We start from the raw sequence: 18,221 nt of genomic DNA, 5'->3' as shown, positions 1-18,221 counted from the left end.
GGGAGAAGGCTAAAAAATCAGTCCCAGCACCGCCAATCCCAATCCCAGAGCCAGGACGGCGGTGAGGTACATGAGGCGAATCATGCGGTGGTAGCAGGCGATGGTGACGGGTTTTTCGGCATCGCCGAGGGTGATCTTGTCGACCTTCTCGCCAAAATACACCGCCGGTCCGCCCAGTTGGACGCCCAGGGCGCCGGCTGCGGCCGCTTCGGGCCAGCCGGCGTTGGGGCTGCGGTGCTTGCGTGCGTCGCGCAGGGTAATGCGCAGGGCGTTGAAGCCGTTGAGGCCCAGGGGAAAGCTGGCCAGAATCATCAGCAGGGCGGTCAAGCGGGCGGGAATCCAGTTGGCCAGATCATCAATCCTGGCCGCCGCCCAGCCCAGTTCGCGGTAGCGATCGGTGAGATAGCCGACCATACTGTCGAGGGTGTTGATCGCCTTGTAGAGGATGGCAAGGATCGGCCCGCCGATGAACAGGTAGAACAGTGGCGCCACCAGGCCGTCGGAGGTGTTTTCCGCGACGGTTTCTATGCAGGCCTTGATGATGCCTTCTTCGTCGAGGGTGCGGGTTTCGCGGCCGACGATCAGCGAGAGGGAGCGTCGTGCTTCGGGCAGGTTGCCTTTTTTCACCCAACTCACCACTTCACGGCTTTCCTTGTGCAGGGAGCGCAGCGCCAGGGTGGTAAAGGCGATCCACACGCCGAGCAGGAAGCCGAGCACCGGATGCATGGCATGGAAGAGGGCGAGCAGCCCCCAGGTGACGGCGCCGGTGATGAGCAGGGTGAGAATCACCAGGATGACGCCGGCCAGGCGGCGATTGCGCAGCATTGCCAGGACCAGTTCGAGCTTTTCGATAAGGCGTCCGATGCCCACCACCGGATGGGGAATCCGGCGCGGTTCGGCGAGCACCAGATCAAGGGCGAAGGCAGCGAGGATCAGCCAGCCAAGCATGAGTCATTCTCCTGTAGGTCGAGGTGCAGCAGGGCGCCGATACGCACCAGGTCGAGATGCGCGGCAAGGTGATCGGCAAGACGGTCGAGCTCGGCATCCAGGCTCGGTGCGGCAGCCGGCGGCTCGGTAAGGTGGCGTGCTTGCCGCAGGGGCCTGAGCAGGGCGCTGCGTAACGCGGCATTGTCGAACAGGCCATGCACGTAAGTCCCCCACACCCGGCCGTCGCTGCTCAGGGCGCCGTCTTCCAGAATGCGGCCGTCGGTGCAGCGGGTCAGTTGCAACAGAGGCTCGACCTGCGGGCCGCGCCGGGTTTCGCCCATGTGGATTTCGTAGCCTTGCACAGGGGCGCTGTTGTCCAGACCGAGGATCTGAGCGGCGGGCAATGGCCGGGCGCTGACGCGGTGGGTCTGCTTTTCGCCCTGCAGGATGGTGGTGACATCGAGCAACTCCAGACCCGGCATCGTGCCGCGCGCGGATTCGACGCCGTTGGGATCGCCGAGGGTGCGGCCGAGCATCTGAAAGCCGCCGCAAATGCCGATGACTCTGCCGCCGTCGCGGTGATGGGCGAGCAGCGCCGCTGCCAACCCGTTGTCGTGCAGCCAGGCGAGATCCTCCAGGGTGTTCTTGCTGCCGGGCAGGATTACCAGGTCGCAGCCCGCCAGTTGTTCGGCCTCGGTGACGTAAAGCAGGTCTACGTCCGGCTCGTTTTCCAGGGGGTCGAAGTCCGTGTAATTGGAAAGGCGCGGCAGGCGAACCACGGCAATGCGCAGGGGGCGCTCACCGCCGCGCTTTTTTTTGTGGATCAGAGCCACCGAGTCCTCTTGCGGCAGCTTCAGCTCGATCCAGGGAACCACGCCGAGCACCGGTACCCCGGTGCGCGCCTCGATCTCGCTGATGCCCGGAGCGAGCAGACTCGGATCGCCGCGAAAACGGTTGATGATGACACCGGCGATGAGAGCCCGCTCTTCGCTATTGAGCAGTTCCAGGGTGCCGACAATGGCGGCGAACACTCCGCCACGGTCGATATCGGCGACCAACAACACGGGAGCCTGGGCCAGGGCCGCGGCTTTGAGGTTGGTGATGTCGTGCGCTCTGAGGTTGATTTCGGCAATGCTGCCCGCGCCTTCCATGACGATCAGGTCGTGGGCGGCGGCCAGGCGGGTGAAGCTCTCCCGCACTCGGGCGAAGGCCTGGGGCTTGAAGGCGTGATACTCGCGCACCGACAGATTGCCATGCACTCGGCCCTGGATGATGACCTGCGAGCCCTGCTCCGAAGTGGGTTTGAGCAGAATGGGATTCATGTCGGTATGGGGTTCGAGGCCGCAGGCCGCCGCCTGCAGCGCCTGGGCGCGGCCGATCTCGCCGCCCTCCGGGGTGACCGCCGAATTGAGAGCCATGTTCTGCGCCTTGAAGGGCGCCACCGACAGGCCGCGGCGTTTGAACAGGCGGCACAGACCGGCGGTGATGACGCTTTTGCCCACGTCCGAGCCGGTGCCGCCGATGAACAGGGCCCGGGCGGATGAGGATTCCGGGCTGAGGGATTGACTCTTTGCCGCTGCCTTTTGCGGCGTTCGGCGTCCGGCGACCTCATAGCGTTTTTCATAGCCCCGTGGCGTGATCATGCGGCCGCCTTCATCGACAAAGGTGCGGCTGTTGCCGATGATCACCAGGGTGCTCATGTCCACCGCACTGTCGTCAAACGAAGCGAGCTGCCCCACCCAGGATTGCTCTTGAGCGCCGCGCCCGGCATGGCGCACGATGCCTACGGGCGTTTCCGGGTGTCGGTGGCGCAGCAGAATATGCCGCGCTTCGTCAAGCTGAGTGGTGCGGCCGTGACTGCGCGGGTTGTAGAGAGCGACGACGAAATCGGCCTGTCCGGCGGCATCCAGCCGGCTCCGGATAAGTTCCCAGGGAGTGAGCAGGTCGGAGAGGGAGATCACCGCAAAATCATGCATGAGCGGCGCGCCGAGCGCCGCGGCAGCCGCCTGCACCGCGGAAACACCGGGAATGACCCTGATGTCCGTACCGGTGCCCTGCGCCATTTCCAGCACCAGTCCGGCCATGCCGTAGATGCCCGCATCGCCGGAGGAAATCAAAGCGACTCGCTTTCCCTGCGCGGCTTCATCCAGAGCCTGGCGCGCCCGCTCCACCTCCTGGCGCATGCCCGAAGCCCGCACCTGCTTGCCGTTGAGCAGCGATGCCACCAGATCGATATACGTCTGATAGCCCACCACCACTTGCGCCTGCGCAAGGGCCTCGCGGGCCGCGGGCGTCAGATGCTCAGGCCCGCCAGGTCCCAGGCCGATGATGGACAGCTTGCCTTGAGGGTCAACTGCTGTTCTTGGTCCTTGGTCATTGGTCATTGGTTGAAAACCCGGTTTGGGGGGGTGTCTTCGTATATGCGAATGTACAATCCATCATCGACACTCACCCTTTTTCCGCCACCGCGAGGGTCACATTGCCGTGCTTTTTCTTTTTGATCAGCAGGGTGCGGGCACCGCTTGCGGCCATAGCCGCCGGTTCGCAGACGCCTTTGGCGCCGACGGCATCGAGGGCGTGGGATGAAGGGGCGGAGGGCGCGTCCAGGCAATTGAGTTCGGCGGCGGAAAACAACTGCAGGGGCACGCCGAGATTTTTGGTAAAGCTCACCAACCCTGCTTCATCACATTTGTCTTCGATGCTGGCAACTGCGGCGATGCTTGACGGGGAGAGAAAAGCGGCGGCGAACTCGCTGCGCACCGCCTCTTCGATTTCCTCGGCGCTGGTGCCGCGATTGCAGCCGATGCCCACCACAAGATCGCGGGGACGCAGCAGCAGAAGGTTGTCCTGGTTCTGGTTTCCACCGAGCAGGCGGTGGGTCACAAACACCTGCCCGTCGAAGCGGCTCTGCATGGCCTCGGCGAAGTTTGCGACCAGAGTCACGCCGCTTTGGGGCAGAAAGTAATGGTTGATACGGTGGCGGCGATCGACCAGCGCAATGTTGCGGCGCTCGAGGAGCAGGCTGTTGAGGCGGCGAATGTTGCGCAAGGGCTCGATGGCCAACTGCTCGCGGCGCGCAATGTCGTCCCAGGCCATCAGGCCGTTGACGTCCGTGGCGGTGGTGATGACCGCCTGCGCACCCACCGCCGCGGCTGTTTGCCGAGCCAAATCGTTGGCCCCGCCGAGATGCCCGGAGAGCAGACTGATGGCAAAACGGCCGGCCTCGTCCATGACGACCACCGCCGGATCCTCGGCCTTGTTGCGCAGGTGCGGCGCCAGCAGGCGCACAACGATGCCGGTGGCCATGATGCAGACCAGCCCACGCGCCTGGCTGAAGAGTTCGGGTAACACTTGGGCAAGGGGCTGATGAAACACCTGGTCCCCTCCCTGCGCCAGGCGCGCGGGTGTAAATACCTGACTGTGAGGCAGTTCGCGCTGAAGGCGGCGGGCCAGCTCGGCGCCGCCCGGCGTAATGGCGATGATGGCAATCATGGTGGAAAGCTGTCCTTTGTCCTTGGTCTTTTGTGGAAACCCTTAGGTTCGAAAGCCGTGCACAAAATTTCGATCATAGAGTTTTGATTTCTCGCCGACGCCCTGGTGGCGTGCGTTGAGGACTTCGCCGACGAGGATCACGGCCTGGCGGCTGATACCGGCCTGTCTGACTTTTTCGGTAATGTCGCCCAGGGTGCCCTCGATCCGCTGCTCATCAGCCCAGCTTGCCTTGCTCACCACGGCCACGGGGGTGGACGGGGCGTAGGCTCCGCCGGCGAGCAGATCGGCGACGACTTCCTCCATCATGCCCACGGACAGGTAGAGGCACAGGGTCGCGCCGAGGGCGGCGATTTTTTCAAGCTTCTCGCGCTCGGGCACCGGGGTGCGTCCCTCGCGGCGACTGATGATCACCGTCTGGGAGACCTCCGGCAGAGTCAATTCCTGCCCGAGTCCGGCAGCGGCGGCAAAGGCGGCGGTGACGCCGGGGATGACCTGTGCGGCGATGCCGTGTTCCGCCAGGGCCGCGATCTGTTCTTGAATGGCGCCGTAAATACAGGGATCGCCGGTGTGCAGGCGCACCACCTGCCGACCTGCGGCCAGCGCCTCCGCCATGCAGGCGACGATCTCCTCCAGGGCCAGGGGCGCGCTGTCGACGGCCCGGGCGCCGGGTTTGAGTTCGGCGAGCAACGCGCGGTTGACCAGGGAGCCGGCATAGACCACCAGATCGGCTTGGCGCAGGGCCTTGAGGCCCTTGACGGTAATCAGTTCCGGGTCGCCGGGACCGGCGCCGACGAAGAGGACAGTGGACACGTTCAACTCCAGTCGCCCTTATTTGCGGACGATGATCAGGGAGAGATAATTGAGGTCTTCCTCGGTAACCTGGCGCAGGTCGGTGAAAATGCGTTCGTCCGCCAGGCCGATGCGGCGCAGGTAAACGGCGCTTTCCAGCAGTCCCATCTCGGTGAGTAAGGCTCTGACTCGCTCGAACACCCGATGCACCTTCATCAGCACCACCGTGTCGAAATCTTCCAGGGCGCGACGCAGCTTGTCGCCTTCGAAGGTGGCGGGCAGCACCGCCAGGCGCTCGTCGGCCAGGGCCAGGGGCAGGCCGGCGCGGGCGGCGGCGGCATTGATGGAGGAGACGCCGGAGACGAATTCCACCCCAATTTCCGGGGCTTCGTCGCGCAGTTGGCGGGCCAGATAGAGGGCGGTGCTGTAGAGCAGGGGGTCGCCGAGAGTGATGAAGACCACTTTTTTTCCGGATCGCACCAGGTGCGCCGCCTGACGCGCCGCGTCGCGCCAGAATTCCTGCATGTCCGCGGGGTTCTTGGACATGGGATAGACCTGGCGGATGACCTGCTGGCGCGGCGCATCGACCAGCCCGGCGATGATGCCTTCGGCGATGCTGGCATCGGAGCGGTCGCCCAGGGGCGCGATCACCACATCGGCTTCCTGAATCAGGCGCGCCGCCTTGAGGGTCACCAACTCGGGGTCGCCGGGGCCGACACCGACGATGGCTAAAACCTGAAGGCTCATTTCTTGGAGGCCGTGATGACGAAAACCGGGTTGTTGGCTTCGAACATCTTGTAGTCGGTGAGCGGTCGGGTGCGTGAAATGTTGACGGCCGTTACTTCGACCTCATAGCCGGCATTATCGAAAAATTCCGTGGCACTGGTCAGGGTGTCGAGGGTGATGGCGTTAAGCACGATGCGGCCGTCGGCGGGCAAGCGGCCATCCACCGCCTGCAGAATGCTCCACAGATTGCCGCCGGAGCCGCCGATGAACACGCGGTCGGGGTCGGGCAGGGTTTCGAGGCAGTCGGGCGCCATTCCTTCGACCAGGGACACGTTGCGCGCGTTGAATTTTCTGAGATTTTCGCGGATGAATTGCAGACATTGGGCGTTGCGTTCGATGGCGAAGATGCGGCCGTTGGGCAGCAGATGGTCGGCTTCGATACTCACCGAACCCGAGCCGGCGCCGATGTCCCACAGGGTCATGTCGTGGCGCAATTGCAGCTTGGCCAGGGCGATGACGCGCACTTCTTCCTTGGTGATGAGCTTTTTGACGGCGGCGAAGGCCTCATCGGGAATGCCCAGGGTGGGAATGTAGCTGTCGCCTTCGGCGTCGTATTCCTTGATGAGAATGAGTACGTTGAGGGGCGCAGCTTCAATCTCCAGCAATCCCTTGACGTCGGTGGCGAGGATCCGCTCGCGGGTGGTGCCCAGTTCCTCGCACAGGTAGGCGGCGTAGCCGTCGCGGCCGCGTGCCGTCAATTCTTCGGCGATGGCCTTGGGCGTGTTGATCTCATCGGTCAGCACCGCCGCCTTATCGTTGGCGACAATGCGATCCACCGCTTTTTTGAGGCCGCGTCCGTGGGCGGAAATGAAAACCGCGTCGTCCCAGGGTTCCTTGATCTTGGCAAAGGCGTATTGCACGGAACTGACGTTGGGGAGGAATTCGAGGTCGGCACTGGGCAGGTTGCGCAACAGATAGCGTCCTATGCTGAAAAACAGGGGATCACCCGAGGTCAGCACCACCGTCGGTTCCTGGGTTTTGGTGAGCAAATCCACCACCTCGGCGAGATTGTTGCCGATGGCGACCTTGCGCCCGGGATGCTCGGGAAACAGTGCGAGTTGACGTTCGCCGCCGATGAGTACGGCGGCCTGGGCAATCAGATCCAACGAGCGGGAACCGAAACCCTCATGGCCCTCGACACCGGCGCCGATGACGTAAATTTTCTTGTTCATGGAACTGTCCCTTCTGCAAAAAGCCATGTGGAGCCAAAACGGCGCGCCTCCCGGCCGTCATAGCCGACCAGCAGGAGGCCGGGATCCGCACCGGGGATACGCCGACTGATCCAGCTCAGGGCGCGGCGCGCGACTGCGTCGACCAGGGGGTGGTTCGCGCCCAATTCGACGAAAACCTCCCGTGCGGTGTTGGCAAACTCTATCTTTTTAATCAGGGTTCCGTCAAGGCCGAGGGTGCGCGCCCAGTCCGCCAATTGCGCCAGGTCCAGGCGCGCGTTGCGCACATGGGTGTGATCCTCGCCGCAGGCGATCTTGACCAGTTTGGCGAACTGCGCGGAAAGGATGACGCCCGCGAAGCCCTTGCGGTGGCAGGCATCAAGGGTATAGGCGGTGAAATCGCCCATCATGATGTAAGCTTCTTCCCTCCCGTTCAATGCTGCCTGGGCCGCCTGCTCACTGGTGCGGCCGGTACTCAGAACGACCCGCGCGCAGTCGGCGGCGCGGGCCACGTCGAGGGCCACTTCCAGAGTGTCGGTCCAGGCCTGATGCGATATGGGCCTGACCACCCCGGTGGTGCCGAGGATGGAGAGCCCCCCGAGGATGCCGAGGCGGGCATTGAGAGTTTTTGCCGCGCGCTGTTCCCCGTCGGGAATGCTGAGGGTTACGCGCGGGATGAGCCGGGCGGGGAGAGAGGGGAAAACTTCCAGTACAGCCTCTCTGATCATGCGCCGCGGCACCGGGTTGATGGCCCACTCGCCGACCGGAACCGCCAGCCCCGGTTTGGTGACGCGACCGATGCCCGTGCCGCCGTCGATGAGAATATCCCCTTCACTCTGCACCAGAGAGACCTGAGCATGGATTGCAACGCCATGGGTGACGTCCGGATCATCGCCGGCATCTTTGATGACAAAACAGGCGGCTCGCTCGTCGTCGAAATGCTGGCCGTTGAGAACGAAGGTCGCCTTGCAACCCGTCGGCAGAGTCAGTTCCGCCTGGTCGCGGCGGCGTTGCTCACGCAGCATCAACGCCGCGCCTTTGGCGGCGGCGGCCGCGCAGGCGCCGGTGGTGAAACCGCTGCGCAGAGTGCGTCTCATTTTGTTAGACCCGCTCAATGACATCCTGCACCGACAGCAAGCGAAGAATTTCATGTCGCGCCTCGCCGACGGTGAGGGGAATATGGTGCAGCTTGACGTGATCGCGGGTTTTGAGAATGTTCATCAACTCGGCGATGAGCGGCAGGTGCAGTTTGGCCTTCTCGATGGCCTCGGGATCGCCGAACACCTCGACCGGAGTGCCGGAACGCAGCACTCGCCCCCTGCTCAGAATGGCGATCTTGCTCATGAACAGGGGCACCAGATCGACCACGTGAGTGGCCATGATCATGGTCACGCCCTGCTTCTTGTTGAGGTCTTCGAGCAGGTGCATGAGGGAGTGTACCCCCATGGGATCGAGCCCCGCCGTGGGTTCGTCGAGCACGATCACCTGCGGCGCCATGGCGAGGATGCCGGCGATGCAGATGCGTTTTTTCTGTCCATGGGAGAGGGCGTGGATGGATTTGCGGGCGAAGTCTTCCATGCCGACACGGTGCAGGGCTTCATGCACGCGCTCTTTGATCTGCTGCGGGGCCAGACCCATATTCGTCGGGCCGAAGGCGACGTCTTCCTCGACGGTAGAGGCGAAAAGCTGATCGTTGGGATCCTGAAAAACGATGCCGATGCGGCTGAAAACCTCGCGCTCCGCGACGCTTTCGATGGGCTTGTCGTCGAACAGCACCCGGCCGAGAGTGGGGCGCAGCAGGCCGTTGAGATGTTTGATCAGAGTCGTCTTGCCGCTGCCGTTGGAGCCGAGCACGGCGAGAAACTCGCCCGCTTCTATGTCCAGATTGATGCCGTTGAGGGCAGGTGTGCCGTCCTCGTAGGTGTAATGCAGATTTTCAGTTCTGATCAGGGGCATGGAAAACCGTCATTTGTCAGTGGTGGAAAAGCGAAGACAAGAAATCTCAGCGCAGCGCGAAAATTGCGGCCAGGAGCACTAGGCCAAGGGCCAGGGCGATCCAGTCGTGCTTTTGCACAGGGCGGAGGGTGACGCCGGTGAGGGCGTCGCGGTAGCCGCGACAGAGCATGGCGGAAAAATTGCGTTCGGCGCGATCAAAGGTGCGCAGAATCAGCATTCCGCCGAGAATCCCCGAGGAGCGCAGGCTGCTGCGCAGATCGGCATAACCCAGACGGCTTCGCTGCGCGTTACGGATGCGCACCCCTTCTTCCAGCAGCAGGAAGATATAACGATACATGATCATGGCCAACTCCACCAGCACCGGCGGGCAACGGAAGAAGCGCGCGGCGCGTAGCAGTTCGGGAAGCGGCGTGGTCAGGGCGAAAAACAGCAGCACGCTCATGCCGCCGAGGATGCGTGAGGCCAACTCCAGACCGCGCTGGATGCCGCCGCTGGTGATGCTCCATTCCCAGAAAAACAGGGGCACCTGCAGGAGTTCATTGCCCTGTTTAACCCAGAACAACTGGGTGACGAGGGCCACCAGGGCGATGAGTGCCGGCATTGCCATGCGTCGCGCGAAGGTGCGTAGCGGTACGCCGGCTGCCGGGATCAGAACCAGGGCCAGAACCAGCAGCAGCAACGGCGCCCGCAGCCCCCCCGCGATGAGGTTGACGAGCAGGGCCGCGAGCAGCAGGGCCAGTTTGACACGGCCGTCCAGCACGACCAACAGGCGCCGGCTGTCGCCCTGGGCATCGATGAAAGAGTGAGCGCCGCTCATCCGCGCGGTGGGGTCTCCTGCTTCCCGGCGACAAAGACCTTGTGCCAGTAGTAGCCCATGATGAAGCCGCCGGTTGCCCCTGCCAGAGTGAAGAAAAACAGCAGCAGATCGCCCTGGTCCGTGTCGATGAGGGAATCGCGTGGCTCACGGCCGAGATCGCGGGCGAATTTTTCCACCACGGTTTCATCGACGCCCGCCCAGCGGGGCTCCTCGTCTTCGCCGAAGGCTGCGGCCGTGCCCAGGAGAGTGACCAGAAGAACCAGTAGAGCCAAACCCTTTTTCATGCCCTCGCCTCCTTGACCAGGCCGACCCTGCGCAGGATGTCGGGACGGTTTTTGCGCACATAGACCAGAATGCCGCCGGTGACCGCCCCTTCGAGGAGCGCCAGGGGAATCTGCGTGGGCATGAAAGCCAGATAGATCTGCCCGAGGACAAGCCAGAAGGAAAGATCGCCGTGCAGAGCCAGGGCCAGTTCCAGCGAAGTGCTCAGGTAGGTGAGCAGATCCGCCGCCACGCCTGCGGCGAATCCGCACCAGAACAGAGGCAGGCCCAGACGGCGCACCAGGAGAAAAGCGCCGAAAGCGCCGAAGCTGCCGACCACGCCCATGGAAAAGGTGTTGCCGCCCAGGGTGGTCAGTCCGCCGTGGGCGAGAAACAGTGCCTGCAGCAGCAGCGAGACGAAGGCAACGACCACGCTGGCAAAGGGGCCGAGGAAAATCGCACTGAGGCCCGTACCCGCCGGATGCGCGGTGCTGCCGGCGACCGGCACCGGGATGGGGAAGCAGCTGAAGACGAATACCGCGGCGCCAAAAATGCCGAGCAGAGGGATGTACATGGGATCGATCTGTTTGCGCCGGTTGATCTGGCGCACGCCCAGGGCGACGAAGGGCGCCGCCGCGAGAAACCAGAACAACGCCCAGCCCGCGGGCAGGATGCCTTCGGAGATGTGCATGGCTGCCGCGGGGGCAGGGATCAAGAGCGTCAGCAGCGCGACGCCCGCGAAAATTCGGTAAGGACTCATGGTTGACTTTCCTCGGCGAGAATCATCAGCGCGTTGAGGATTGCTGCCGCAATCGCCGAACCCCCCTTGCGGCCCCGGCAGACGATGGCCGGCAGGCCCGCGGCAACCAGCGCTTCTTTTGACTCCTGCGCGCCGACGAAGCCCACCGGAACCCCGACCACCAGTGCCGGTTGCACCGCGCCGCTGCGCGCCAGGCGCAGCAGTTCATAGAGGGCGGTGGGCGCGTTGCCGATGAGAAAGATCGAAGCACCGGCGGCGACTCCCTTGCGCGTGGCGAGAAGCGAGCGGGTGATGCCTTGGGCGCGTGCTTCGGCGGCGACATCGGCATCGGCCACATGGCAGCTGAGGCTGCCACCCAGAGTGGCGAGACGCGTTTTGTTCACGCCGGCCATGACCATGTTGGTATCGCACAGTATTCGCGCGCCGTTGCGCAGGGCGGCAAGCCCGGTCTCCAGTGCGTCGGGGGAAAACCAGGTGGCGCGGGCAAAGTCGAAATCGGCGGTGGTGTGGATCACCCGGCGCACGATAGGCCATTGCCGGGCCGTATAGGTGTGCGCGCCGACCTCGGCATCAATGATGGCAAAGCTCTGTGTTTCAATGGCCGCGGGGTCGAGGATGATTTCGCCGTCGTTCATAGTCATCTTAGCGCGCCGCCATCTTGGCCGGAGCATCCCAGCCGGCGCGCGTCATGGCATCCTCGATGCGTTCGCACACGATTTCGCCGAGTTTGGCGTGCACCCCGAGGGGCTCACCCAGGGCCATAACCAGGCCGGGATAACGGCGTGCCGCCTCTTCCATTTCCGCCGGCAGATCCTCGAGCACATGGGCGCCGGCAAAGAGAAAATAGGGATAGAGCAGAACGCGCTGCGCGCCTTGCGCGACACAGGCATCAATGCCTTTCTGGATGTTGGGGGCGTGCTGCTCGCGGAACGAAACTTCGACGATCTCGAAGCCGGTGCACTCGCGCACCATGGCGGCAATGGCGTGCAGGGCCTCGTTGGCGGCGGGAATGCGTGAGCCGTGGCCCATGAGCAAAATGGCGGTTTTCATGGGGATTGAACTCCTTTGCGACAGAAATTGACAAAATGTTCGGCAACCGATGGATGGCTGCCGAAATGCAGGTGGATGTAGCTGCCCAGTACGTTGCGGCGGCGATAGCCTTCGTCCGCAAGGTCCTCACCGCCACGCCGACTCAGCCGGTACTGGCGCGGCACCTCGGGCGGCATCTCCATCTCCGAATAATGGAATTCGTGGCCGCGCAGGCAGGTGCCCGCGGGACCCAGCAGCGAATCGGCAGTCAGAGTCACCTCGCGGTAGCCCAGCGCCCTGCGTTTTTTCAGCAGGCGCGCATGGGCGGGAAACACCCCGGCCATGGGGTACTCGTCGATGCTTTGCGACAGCAGCATGAAGCCGCCGCATTCGGCGTAGATGGGCAGTTCCTGGTCGGCGGCCCGGCGGATATCGGCGAGCAGGTGGGTATTGGCCGCAAGTTTTTCCGCGTGCAATTCAGGATAGCCGCCGCCCAGGTACAGCCCGTGGATTCCTTGCGGCAGGCGCGTGTCGCGCAGGGGCGAGAAGAAGACCAGCTCGGCACCGGCCGCCTCGAGCAGTTCGAGGTTGTCCGGATAGTAGAAGCAGAAGGCCTCATCCCGGGCCACGGCGATGCGGGCTCTGGGAGGTCTGTGCGCGGGTGAAACGCATGGCGCCAATGGTCCCGATGGGTCCGATGGAAAAATCGGGTTCAGATCGACGTGGCTTTCCAGCCATTCGGCGAGGTGTTGGTAGAAGCTCTCATCGCGCCGCGCGTCCCCGGCGGTGACCAGGCCCAGATGGCGTTCGGGCAGGCTCAGCGCTTCTTCCCGCGGCAGACAGCCGAGCAGCGGCGGCAGGTCGGGGACCGAGGCGAGGGCGTCATGCAGCAGTTCGGCGTGACGGGGACTGCCGACCCGGTTGCAGAGGATTCCGGCGAATTTCAGGCGCGGGTCGAAGCGGGTGAAGCCTTGTACGAGAGCCGCGGCACTGCGCGCCTGGGCGCGGGCGTCGATGACCAGCAGCACCCGGGCATCGAGTAGGCGGGCGATTGCGGCGCTGCTGCCGGCGTCGTCACTGCCTGAAGCGCCGTCAAACAGTCCCATGACTCCTTCAATCACCGCCACATCGGCCCCCACGCAGGCACGGCGAAAGGTGTCGCGGACGTAGTTCGTGCCGCACATCCAGCTGTCGAGATTGCGCGAGGCACGGCCACAGGCGGCGGCATGATGGCCGGGATCGATGAAGTCGGGGCCGACCTTGAAGGGCGCCACGCGCAGCTCGCGGCGGCGCAAGGCGGCGAGCAGCGCCAGGGTCAGGGTGGTCTTGCCGCAGCCGCTGGCGGGAGCGGCGATGAGAAAGGTTGGAATCGCTTCAGCCATTGAGCCGTTTCACCACCGCGTTGCCGTCGGCGAAATAGTCGATGATATTGAGGCAGCCATAATCCTGCTCGACAGCGAACATCTGCGTGAGGGGCGCGCCGATGGCATCAAGGAGAATCACTCGGTTGACGCCGCCATGGCCGACCAGGGCGACCTCTTCGCCGCGATGTCGCTCAATGATGCGTTGCAGGGCCGGGCGCACCCGCTGTGCCATTTCCGCGAGACTCTCGCCGCCGGGGACGCGGTAATGAACCAGATCGTTGAGCCGTGCCTGCCATTGCTCCGGGTAAAGCTCTTGCAACTCCTGCCAGGTGCGCCCCTCCCATGCGCCGATGTGCAGTTCACGCACCTCGGGCACGCGAACCGCCTGCAGTCCATGGGGCGCGGCCAGGCACTCGGCGGCAAAGACGCAGCGCGACAAATCGCTGGTGTAGACGGCTGCCAGGGGTGCCTCGGCCAAGCGCGCACCCAGGGCTTGCGACTGTTCGCGGCCGAAGGTCGTGAGGGCGACATCGGCTTGGCCGTTATAGCGCTTGTTGCCGAAGCCTTCCACCTGGCCGTGGCGGATGAGATAGAGGCGGGTGTGTTCGGTCATCATGGGGACATCACCGCCAGCACTAAGAGCAGAGTCAATACTTCGACAGCTTCGGTGGCCGCGCCGAGCACGTCGCCGGTGACACCGCCGAGACGCGCTTCGAAAAAGCGGATCAGGACCATGGCCGACAAGCCGATGAGAAACACCAGAAAGATGCCTTTCAGGCCGAACAGCACCAGACCGGCCAGGAGCAGGGTGACTGTGCCGATGAGAAATTCGCGTTCGCCGGCATGGTCGACAAAGGCGCCCCCCGTGCCCCCTTCGGGGCGGATGTAGCGGCAGAAGGACGCCAACACGACCTGGACCCAGCGCCCGGCGCAGGGCATGAAGAGCAGCGCCGCTGATTTGAATTCTTCGGGTACGTTGTAGAGCGACAGATACTTGAGCAGCAGCACCATGATCAGCCCGACTGCGCCCATGGCGCCGACGCGACTGTCTTTCATGATGCGCAGGATGCCCTCGCGGTCTTTGCCGCCGGCCAGCCCGTCGAGGAGATCGGCGATCCCGTCGAGATGCAACGCGCCGGTGGCGGCGATCAGAGTCAGAATCAGCAGGCAATCAAGCACCGCCCGCGGCAGAAAGGCGCCCAGCGCCCAGTTGAGCACGACCAGGCCGAGGCCGATTAAGAGGCCGACGGCGGGGAAAAAAGCCAGGCTGCGCCCGAGTCTCTCCGGGGTCGTTTCCAGATTGCGCGCCACCGGAAAGACGGTAAGAAAGGCACCGGCGAGGCGCACCTCCTGCCATTCGCGTTTCATTGATCCCTCCCCTGAGTAACCCCTGCCTGGTCGAATGTCTGGATTTCACGCAAGCCGCGCAGGGCGGCCTCGATGAGGCTCATGGCCAGAGCCGCGCCCGTGCCTTCGCCGAGGCGCATCTGCAGATCGAGGATCGGCTGCTGCGCCATGCGCTCGAGCATGACGGCATGGCCGACTTCCACCGAGCGATGCGCGGCGAAAATGTATTCGCGCACCTGCGGATGCATCTCGCAGGCGATGAGCGCGCCGGCGGTGGAGATGAAGCCGTCCACCACTACTGGTATCGAGCGGGCGGCGCCGCCCAGCACCAGTCCGGCGATGCCGCCGATTTCGAATCCGCCGACCTTGGCCAGGACATCCAGCGGATTCTGCGGATTGGGAGCATTGATCGCGATGCCCTCTTCGATGACCGCAATCTTGCGCAGCAGGGACTGATCATCGATACCCGTGCCGCGATGGGTGACCTGGGTCGGTGGCAGGCCGCTGAAGACCGCGGCAATCGCCGCCGAGGGCGTGGTGTTGGCGATGCCCATATCGCCGGTGCCGAGCAGATCGACCCCGGCATCCGCCGCTGCATTGGCCAGGGCGATACCCGCCTCCAGGGCTTCAATCGCCTGGTCGCGCGTCATGGCTGGACCGCGCCGCAAATTGGCCGTGCCGCGGGCGATTTTGCGATGGATGAGCCCCGGCAATTCGCCGAAATCATGATCGACGCCCATGTCCACCACCCGCACCTCCGCGCCGGCATGGCGGGCCAGGGCGTTGACCCCGGCACCGCCGGCGAGAAAGTTGTAAACCATCTGCGGTGTGACCTCGGGGGGGAAGGCGCTCACCCCTTCCGCGGCCACGCCGTGATCTCCGGCAAAGGTATAGATTTCCTTGCGGCGGATGTCTTCGCGGCCGGTGATGGCCACAAAGCGTCGGGCGAACTCTTCAAGTCGCCCGAGGGAGCCGCGCGGCTTGGTCTGGCGATCCATGCGCGCCTGCACGGCGGCCATGCGGTCAAGGTCGACGGGGCGAATGGAGGCCAGGGTGCGGGCCAGAGTCGGCGAGGGCATGATCTTTCCTTCTTTCTGTAGGGATTCGTGTTTTATTTCAAGCGCAAGGGACAGCCCGCGGCGACCAGCCAGGCTTCGTCAGCCACTGCCGCCAGGCGCTGGTTGGCGGTGCCGGCCAGGTCGCGAAACAGTCGCGCCAGGCGATTTTCGGGGACGATGCCGCTGCCGACCTCGTTGCTCACAATGAACACCGGTATTTCAAGCTGGGTCAGGGTTGCGGCAAGCTGGTCAACGGCGTTCAGGATCAACGTCTGATCTTCTTGATGATGAAAAAGCAGATTGCTCAGCCACAGGGTGACGCAGTCAAAAAGCACTGCGCCATAACCGCAAGCACCGCTCAGCGCCCGCACGATCTCCAGGGGCTCCTCCAAGGTCTGCCAGCGTGCGCCGCGCACGGCGCGATGGGCCTGGATGCGCGCCGCCATCTCCGCGTCCTCGACGCGCGCGGCCGCCAGGTAGAGCAGAGGGCCGGGGCAGGCTTCGGCCTGCTGCTGCGCGAAAGTGCTTTTGCCCGAGCGGGCGCCGCCGGTGATGAAGACAGTTCGTGCCATAGACGTCAGAACTCCAGGCCGCACCGGGCGGCAATGCCTTGGTCGAGGGGATGCTTGATTTTGTCGATACGGCTGATCAGGTGGGCGCGCTCCAGCACTTCGGGCAGGGCGTTGCGCCCGGTCAGTACCAGCTCAGTGTTGGTGGGACGCTCATCGAGAAATTGCAGGAATTCCCGCACGTTGAGGAGTTCTTTATGCAGGGCGCCGTTAATTTCATCGAGGACCACCAGGTCATAGTGTTCATGCGCCAGGCGCTGTTTGACTTCGGCGAAGGTTCGGGTGACGCTGGAGCGCAACAATTCCCTGTCCTGCCCTTGACGAATGCCGCCCACGCCTGAAGTGAGAATCTCCAGGCCGGGAGTCTGCTGGAAAAAGCGGACCTCACCGCTCATCGGTTGCTCCGTCTTGAGAAAGCGCACCAGCAGCACCCGCAGCCCCTGGCCGAGGGCACGCACCACCAGGCCCAGGGCGGCGGTGGTTTTGCCCTTGCCCTCGCCGGTGTAGACCTGAATCAGTCCCGTTTTCAAAACCGTCCTTTCAATCGCACGAAAAAACCCCGGTCGCAGGATGCGAGGCCGGGGTTCAGATAAGTGAACGACGGGCCCCACCCCTTCCCACGAAGGATGAGTAAACCGACATTCGGGCAGGTCTCCTGGCTTGCGGGTCATCCTACTGGCCGGGCCTTCCCGTTTTCCGATACCTGAAGCAGGTAAAAAACAGTGGCCTTAAGATCGGCGTTCGTCACCGCTTACAGTTGCGGGGCAGCGAGGGACTTTCACCCTCTTCCCTATTCTCCCGCCTGCGCTGAAGCTGCGGCGGGCACCCGAATCAATAAGGGTCGTACGTAAACAATTTTTGGTGCAAACTCTTTTAGCAGAGGCGTTCGGAACTGTCAATGGTTGAAAATATCAGGGTTTTTCCTCGGGATTCAGCGCTTCGGCAACCCGCCCCCAAATCTCTTCGCGACCCTCGCGGCTGGTGGCGGAGAACAGGGTGAAAGCTTCTACCGGCAGGGCGCAAGCCTCGGCGATTTTCTTCAGATGGTCCCGGCGGCGACCACGGGTGACTTTGTCGGCCTTGGTGACCACGGGGATGGTGGGAATCTCGTATTCTTCAAGCCAGTCAAGAAATTGCAGATCCTCCTCGCTGGGCACCCGGCGGATATCCAGAATCAGCACCACGCAACGCAGGCTGCGGCGCTTTTCGAGATAGGTGCGGATCATCGGCCCCCAACTGCGTTTAACCGCCAGGGGGACTTTGGCGAAACCGTAGCCGGGCAGGTCGACGAGTTGAAAGGCATCGTTGACGGTGAAAAAGTTCAGCAATTGGGTGCGTCCGGGAGTCGAGGAGGTACGCACCAGACCGCGCCGCCCGAGCAGGCAGTTGATCATCGAGCTTTTGCCGACGTTGCTGCGCCCGGCAAAGGCGATTTCCGGAAGGCTCTCTTCCGGATAATGCTCTGGGTGGACGGCACTTTTAAGAAATTCAGCAGATTTGATGTGCAAAATGCGACCTCGGCGGAGCTGGAAAAGTTTTACGGTTAGTGGGTCTCTTTAAAGTGTCGGCAGGCGTGGCGGCTATGATAGCATGTTTTCTCCGCGCGGGGGAAAAATCGCGAGCCCAGCTATCCAGCCGTGGGAAATGTTGGGTTTTTCTGGCGAGTTCGATCTTTTTTTGCGGTGGAATGAACTTGTCTTCCCAGGGAAAAACCATTGAATTTTTTTTCAAAAACTGTTAAGAGATGAGGCTGGCGGCAGCCATTTAAAAAAGGCTTAATCCGTGAGGAGCGACATTCTCGACGTCAATGCAAGGGAGCCCATGCCCGGTTGTCTGAGTGAGGGTGTCGAAAGTCCCGCGGAGTTTTCTTTTTTTACCCGATTCCTGAAATTGAATA

At 63.3% G+C, this 18,221-nt stretch carries 20 protein-coding genes and 1 riboswitch; all 20 genes read right to left on the bottom strand.

The genetic code is table 11. The features are described 5' to 3' along the window. Positions 1 to 9: 9 nt before the first annotated feature. Complete coding sequence (gene cbiB / locus GFER_RS12135) at positions 10 to 948, bottom strand: adenosylcobinamide-phosphate synthase CbiB (protein WP_040099916.1); 939 nt, start codon at positions 946 to 948, stop codon at positions 10 to 12. Further along, a complete protein-coding gene (locus GFER_RS12130) occupies positions 933 to 3,311 on the bottom strand; it encodes a cobyric acid synthase (protein WP_052446345.1) in 2,379 nt (792 codons plus the stop codon). The genes cbiB and GFER_RS12130 overlap by 16 nt, the downstream gene beginning before the upstream one ends. Positions 3,312 to 3,375: 64 nt before the next feature. Next, positions 3,376 to 4,419 (bottom strand): cobalt-precorrin 5A hydrolase, encoded by a 1,044-nt coding sequence (locus GFER_RS12125; RefSeq protein WP_040099915.1) that lies wholly within the window; start codon positions 4,417 to 4,419, stop codon positions 3,376 to 3,378. 42 nt (positions 4,420 to 4,461) lie between these two features. Beyond that, a complete protein-coding gene (gene cobM / locus GFER_RS12120; protein WP_200889320.1) occupies positions 4,462 to 5,235 on the bottom strand; it encodes a precorrin-4 C(11)-methyltransferase in 774 nt (257 codons plus the stop codon). Between the two features lie 12 nt (positions 5,236 to 5,247). Next, the gene (cobI, locus tag GFER_RS12115; RefSeq protein ID WP_040099913.1) at positions 5,248 to 5,955 is read right to left on the bottom strand and encodes a precorrin-2 C(20)-methyltransferase; all 708 of its coding nucleotides are present in this window, start codon (positions 5,953 to 5,955) and stop codon (positions 5,248 to 5,250) included. Further along, positions 5,952 to 7,166: a bifunctional cobalt-precorrin-7 (C(5))-methyltransferase/cobalt-precorrin-6B (C(15))-methyltransferase gene (locus GFER_RS12110; protein ID WP_040099912.1), complete on the bottom strand. Its 1,215-nt coding sequence runs from the start codon at positions 7,164 to 7,166 to the stop codon at positions 5,952 to 5,954. Before GFER_RS12110 ends, cobI begins: the two co-directional genes overlap by 4 nt. After that, complete coding sequence (gene cbiD, locus GFER_RS12105) at positions 7,163 to 8,260, bottom strand: cobalt-precorrin-5B (C(1))-methyltransferase CbiD (protein WP_052446344.1); 1,098 nt, start codon at positions 8,258 to 8,260, stop codon at positions 7,163 to 7,165. The genes GFER_RS12110 and cbiD overlap by 4 nt, the downstream gene beginning before the upstream one ends. A 4-nt stretch (positions 8,261 to 8,264) precedes the next feature. Further along, positions 8,265 to 9,119: an energy-coupling factor ABC transporter ATP-binding protein gene (locus tag GFER_RS12100; protein WP_040099911.1), complete on the bottom strand. Its 855-nt coding sequence runs from the start codon at positions 9,117 to 9,119 to the stop codon at positions 8,265 to 8,267. A 46-nt stretch (positions 9,120 to 9,165) separates the two neighbouring features. Continuing rightward, complete coding sequence (cbiQ, locus tag GFER_RS12095) at positions 9,166 to 9,936, bottom strand: cobalt ECF transporter T component CbiQ (RefSeq protein ID WP_040099910.1); 771 nt, start codon at positions 9,934 to 9,936, stop codon at positions 9,166 to 9,168. Then, on the bottom strand, positions 9,933 to 10,220 hold the full coding sequence (locus tag GFER_RS19370; protein ID WP_040099909.1) for a hypothetical protein: 288 nt from the start codon (positions 10,218 to 10,220) through the stop codon (positions 9,933 to 9,935). The genes cbiQ and GFER_RS19370 overlap by 4 nt, the downstream gene beginning before the upstream one ends. Then, entirely contained in the window at positions 10,217 to 10,957 is a 741-nt protein-coding gene (locus GFER_RS19135) for an energy-coupling factor ABC transporter permease (protein WP_052446343.1), read from the bottom strand. Before GFER_RS19135 ends, GFER_RS19370 begins: the two co-directional genes overlap by 4 nt. Continuing rightward, a complete protein-coding gene (locus GFER_RS12080) occupies positions 10,954 to 11,598 on the bottom strand; it encodes a precorrin-8X methylmutase (RefSeq protein WP_040099908.1) in 645 nt (214 codons plus the stop codon). Before GFER_RS12080 ends, GFER_RS19135 begins: the two co-directional genes overlap by 4 nt. Before the next feature lies 1 nt (position 11,599). Beyond that, positions 11,600 to 12,007, bottom strand: coding sequence for a sirohydrochlorin chelatase (locus GFER_RS12075; protein WP_040099907.1), 408 nt, complete (start codon positions 12,005 to 12,007; stop codon positions 11,600 to 11,602). Next, positions 12,004 to 13,368: a cobyrinate a,c-diamide synthase gene (locus GFER_RS12070; protein WP_139171912.1), complete on the bottom strand. Its 1,365-nt coding sequence runs from the start codon at positions 13,366 to 13,368 to the stop codon at positions 12,004 to 12,006. The genes GFER_RS12075 and GFER_RS12070 overlap by 4 nt, the downstream gene beginning before the upstream one ends. Next, positions 13,361 to 13,963, bottom strand: coding sequence for an alpha-ribazole phosphatase (gene cobC / locus GFER_RS12065; protein WP_040099976.1), 603 nt, complete (start codon positions 13,961 to 13,963; stop codon positions 13,361 to 13,363). The genes GFER_RS12070 and cobC overlap by 8 nt, the downstream gene beginning before the upstream one ends. Then, a complete protein-coding gene (gene cobS / locus GFER_RS12060) occupies positions 13,963 to 14,718 on the bottom strand; it encodes an adenosylcobinamide-GDP ribazoletransferase (protein ID WP_040099906.1) in 756 nt (251 codons plus the stop codon). Before cobS ends, cobC begins: the two co-directional genes overlap by 1 nt. Continuing rightward, the gene (gene cobT, locus GFER_RS12055; RefSeq protein WP_040099905.1) at positions 14,715 to 15,776 is read right to left on the bottom strand and encodes a nicotinate-nucleotide--dimethylbenzimidazole phosphoribosyltransferase; all 1,062 of its coding nucleotides are present in this window, start codon (positions 15,774 to 15,776) and stop codon (positions 14,715 to 14,717) included. Before cobT ends, cobS begins: the two co-directional genes overlap by 4 nt. A gap of 32 nt (positions 15,777 to 15,808) precedes the next feature. Next, complete coding sequence (cobU, locus tag GFER_RS12050) at positions 15,809 to 16,327, bottom strand: bifunctional adenosylcobinamide kinase/adenosylcobinamide-phosphate guanylyltransferase (RefSeq protein WP_040099904.1); 519 nt, start codon at positions 16,325 to 16,327, stop codon at positions 15,809 to 15,811. 5 nt (positions 16,328 to 16,332) lie between these two features. Then, the gene (locus tag GFER_RS12045; protein ID WP_040099903.1) at positions 16,333 to 16,854 is read right to left on the bottom strand and encodes a cob(I)yrinic acid a,c-diamide adenosyltransferase; all 522 of its coding nucleotides are present in this window, start codon (positions 16,852 to 16,854) and stop codon (positions 16,333 to 16,335) included. Positions 16,855 to 16,952: 98 nt separating this feature from the next. Next, positions 16,953 to 17,169, bottom strand: a riboswitch (cobalamin riboswitch). A 66-nt stretch (positions 17,170 to 17,235) separates the two neighbouring features. Continuing rightward, positions 17,236 to 17,832, bottom strand: a complete 597-nt coding sequence (yihA, locus tag GFER_RS12040; protein ID WP_040099902.1) for a ribosome biogenesis GTP-binding protein YihA/YsxC — start codon at positions 17,830 to 17,832, stop codon at positions 17,236 to 17,238. Positions 17,833 to 18,221: the final 389 nt, after the last annotated feature.

The sequence above is a fragment of the Geoalkalibacter ferrihydriticus DSM 17813 genome, from assembly GCF_000820505.1.
Lineage (GTDB): Bacteria > Desulfobacterota > Desulfuromonadia > Desulfuromonadales > Geoalkalibacteraceae > Geoalkalibacter > Geoalkalibacter ferrihydriticus.
This window is presented reverse-complemented; position numbering and strand designations above follow the sequence as displayed.